At 64.5% G+C, this 3,608-nt stretch carries 4 protein-coding genes; 1 reads left to right on the top strand and 3 read right to left on the bottom strand.

The features are described 5' to 3' along the window. The coding region (locus tag Q0105_RS03075) for a ScpA family protein (RefSeq protein WP_298208633.1) at positions 1–757 on the bottom strand (757 nt) is incomplete at its 3' end. Positions 758–821: 64 nt separating this feature from the next. Further along, complete coding sequence (locus tag Q0105_RS03070) at positions 822–1,028, bottom strand: DUF3460 family protein (protein WP_298208631.1); 207 nt, start codon at positions 1,026–1,028, stop codon at positions 822–824. 43 nt (positions 1,029–1,071) lie between these two features. Between Q0105_RS03070 and Q0105_RS03065 the strand changes: the two genes are divergently transcribed. Next, positions 1,072–1,584: an outer membrane protein assembly factor BamE gene (locus Q0105_RS03065; protein ID WP_298208629.1), complete on the top strand. Its 513-nt coding sequence runs from the start codon at positions 1,072–1,074 to the stop codon at positions 1,582–1,584. 132 nt (positions 1,585–1,716) lie between these two features. Here the strand turns inward: Q0105_RS03065 and Q0105_RS03060 are convergent, their stop codons facing one another. Continuing rightward, complete coding sequence (locus Q0105_RS03060) at positions 1,717–3,384, bottom strand: SulP family inorganic anion transporter (RefSeq protein WP_298208634.1); 1,668 nt, start codon at positions 3,382–3,384, stop codon at positions 1,717–1,719. Between the last annotated feature and the right edge of the window lie 224 nt (positions 3,385–3,608).

Raw genomic sequence — 3,608 nt, 5'->3', positions numbered from 1 at the left:
CCACCAGCACGGTGCTGCCTTTTTCGGGCTCGAAGAGTTCTTCAAACTCCACAAAGCGGCGGCCTTGCAGGGTTTTGAGCACCATGCTCATGTATTCGCGCACCGAGAGTTCCTCGCGCGTGATTCGGTGGTGCTGCACCAGCTTGGCGCGCTTCAAGATGTCGCGCCAGGCCTCTTGCAGCTCGACCACGTGCACGTCGGGGAAGCGCGGCTGCAGGCTTTGCTCGATATAAACCTGGGCCTTCAGAAAGTCGCGCCCGTACTGCGGCATCTGCCCCAGGCGGGCGGCGGCCATCTTCATCTGTTCGTATTCGAGCAGGCGGCGCACCAGCTCGGCACGCGGGTCTTCGGGTTCTTCGCCTTCGGCCTGCTTCTTGGGCGGCAGCAGCATGCGCGATTTGATCTCGATCAGCATCGCCGCCATCAGCAAATACTCGGCCGCCAGCTCCAGGTTGCGGCTGCGGATTTCGTCCACATACGCCAAATATTGCTTGGTCACCCCCACCATGGGAATGTCAAGAATGTTGAAATTCTGCTTGCGGATCAGGTACAGCAGCAAGTCCAGCGGGCCTTCAAAGGCTTCGAGGAAGACTTCGAGCGCGTCGGGCGGGATGTACAGGTCGGTGGGCAGCGCAAACAGCGGCTCGCCGTACAGGCGCGCCAGCGCCACCTGGTCCACCACGTCGGGCATGCCGGACGCAGGGAGGGCGCGCATGTCCGGCGAATCCGCCGTGCCGGCTGCGTTCGCGGTGGTCATGGATTGCTATTAAAAAATGAGCTGCTAGCGCTTATTGAATAAGCGCTAAGGGCCAATTTGATGCTTATTCTGCGTTCGTCTGGTAGACGTAAGGCTTTTGGGCAACCTGGCCTTCGCGGTACTCGCCCCAGATGTTGCGGTCTACCTGCTTGTCCCACAGCAGGGCGCGGCCGACCTGTTGCTGTGCATCCAGCTCGGGCCGGCTGGCCTTGAGCTGGTTGATGAACTGGGTGGCATCGGATTGGTAATCGGGGCGGCGGAAAATGGACATGGACTGTTAACCTCTCTGCTGTGGATTTTACCGGGACCGACTTATGCCCTTGATATATCGCGCCGCTGCCGTGGCGACCGCCGCTTTTTCCCTCCTGGCGCTTTCTGCCTGCGACCCGCAGCGCATCAGCGAACTCAAGGAGGGCGTTTCGACCGAAGCCGACGTGCGGGACCGCTTTGGCGTGCCCGAGAACACGTGGAACGAGCCCGACGGCGCCCGCACGCTGGAGTACAACCGCCAGCCAGCGGGCCAGGTCAATTACATGATCACCATCGGCGCCGATGGCCGCATGACGGCGCTGCGCCAGGTGCTCACGCCCGAGAACTTTGCGCGCGTGTCACCCGGCATGGGCATGGACGAGGTGCGCCGCCTGCTGGGCAAGCCCGCCAAAACCACGCCCTACGAGCTGAAGAAGGAAACCTGGGCCGACTGGCGCTATCTGAAGGAGCCGAACCAGTCCATGGTGTTCACCGCCATCTACGGCCCCGACCATATCGTGATGCGCACCCAGACCGGCCCGGACCTGGATGCGCCCGAGTACAAGGGCGGCAAATAACGCCGGACCCCATACACATCCATCCGTTCACGCTGAGCGCGTCGAAGCGCCGCGCGAGGCTTCGACCCTTCGACGCGCTCAGGACAGGCAGGCTCAGCCCGAACGGTTTTGATGGATTGAGGCGTATCCGCATCAGACGGGCTGATCGGCCTGCGCCGCCAGCCGCGCGCCAAAGCCCGATCGCTCGATGAGCGAGCGGGGCTGCTCGTGCAGGTTCTCCATGCTCAGGCGCCCGCCGCGCGCGGCCACGGCCTTGAGGATCTGTGCCAGCGCGTCCAGCCCCGTGGTGTCCAGCGCCATCATCTCGCTGGCATCCAGCACCACGTCCATGCCGGGCGGGCCTTCCTCTATGGCCTGGATGATGGGATCGATCTTGGCGGCAGCGCCGAAGAACAGCGCACCATGCAGGCGCCAGGTGGCCACGGGCCGCCCTGGGGCCAAGGTGTCTGCGGGCGCTGGCTCCGGCTGGCGCTCCACGCGGAACAGCCCGCTCATGCGCCGCACGAACAGCGCGCAGGCCATGAACAGCCCCACCTCCACCGCCACCGTGAGGTCAAACACCACGGTGAGGAAAAACGTGCCCAGCATCAGCAGCCGGTAGTGGTTGCTGAAGTGCTTGAGGCGCGTGAACTCGTGCCACTCGCCCATGTTCCAGGCCACATACAGCAGGATGCCCGCCAGCACCGCCAGCGGAATGTGCAGCGCCAGCGGCGCGGCCACCAGCACGATCACGGCCAGCGTGAGCGCGTGCACCATGCCCGCGATGGGCGAGGTGGCGCCCGAGCGGATGTTGGTCACCGTGCGCGCAATCGTGCCCGTGGCGGGCATGCCGCCGAAGAACGGCACCACGATGTTGGCCACGCCCTGGGCCATCAGCTCCTGGTTGGGGTCGTGTTTCTTGTAGTGTGGATCGGTGGCGAGTTGGTCGGCCACCCGTGCGCACAGCAGCGATTCGATGGCGCCCAAGAGCGCAATGGTGAGCGTGGGCGTGACGAGCAGGCGCACCGTCTCCCACGAAAAATCGGGCAGTGCAAACGCGGGCAGCGCCTGCGGAATGCCGCCAAAGCGCGAGCCGATGGTCTCCACCGGCAGCTTCAGCGCCCAGGCCAGCAGGCTCAGCGTGACCAGCGCCACCACGGGCGCTGGCACGCGCGCAAACGTGCGCACGGTGTGCTGCTCCAGAACCCGCATCACGGGGGACTCCTTCAGCGTGAGTTTGGGCCACAGAAACAGACCCGCCACGCAGGCCGCGCCCAGCCCGAAGGCATAGGGATTGAAGCTGCCAATGTGCTGCGCGAGTGTGCTGATCTGCGAGAAGAAGTTGCCCGGCATGCGGTCAATGGACAAGCCCAGCCAGTCCTTCACCTGCGACAGCGCGATCAGCACCGCGATGCCGTTGGTAAAGCCGATCACGATGCTCACCGGCACAAAACGCACCAGCGTGCCCAGGCGGAACAGGCCCAGCAGCACCAGCAGAACGCCCGCGCAGGCGGTCGATATCAGCAGGTTGGCCACGCCGTAGCGCTCGACGATGCCATAGACGATCACGATGAAGGCGCCCGCCGGTCCGCCGATCTGCACGTTGGTGCCGCCCAGCGCCGAGATCAGAAAGCCCGCGATGATGGCCGTCCACAGCCCCGCCTCGGGCTTGAGCCCGCTGGCAATCGCAAACGCCATGGCCAGCGGCAGCGCCACGATGCCCACCGTGATGCCCGCGCCCACATCGGCCAGCCAGCGGCTCTTGTCGTAGCCGCGCAGTGCGTCGAGCAGACGGGGACGGAAGGCGAAGCTCGGCGGCATGGTAGCGGGCACTTTCAGGACAGCGTGATGGGTTTCAGTGTAGGGAGCCTGGGCCCCGGAGCCAAGCAGCTTGCGTGCCGTCCCGCAGCCCATGGCCCCGTAGAATCTGGAGGTTGCTCTTTTTTCTATAGCTTGTTGCGCAATCCCTGCAAGCGCTGGCGCCTGGAAATGGGGATTGCTCCACAGGTATTGATATCTGAGGCCATCGATAGCACAATGACGCA

The organism is Acidovorax sp., from assembly GCF_027492855.1.
In the GTDB taxonomy this organism is placed as follows: Bacteria; Pseudomonadota; Gammaproteobacteria; order Burkholderiales; family Burkholderiaceae_C; genus Acidovorax.
This window is presented reverse-complemented; position numbering and strand designations above follow the sequence as displayed.

What these genes read in the sequence shown, in the direction of transcription:
- Q0105_RS03065 (WP_298208629.1), top strand. Translation starts at nt 1,072, where the DNA reads ATGCCCTTGATATATCGCGCCGCTGCCGTGGCGACCGCCGCTTTTTCC.
- Q0105_RS03060 (WP_298208634.1), bottom strand. Translation starts at nt 3,384, where the DNA reads ATGCCGCCGAGCTTCGCCTTCCGTCCCCGTCTGCTCGACGCACTGCGC.
- Q0105_RS03070 (WP_298208631.1), bottom strand. Translation starts at nt 1,028, where the DNA reads ATGTCCATTTTCCGCCGCCCCGATTACCAATCCGATGCCACCCAGTTC.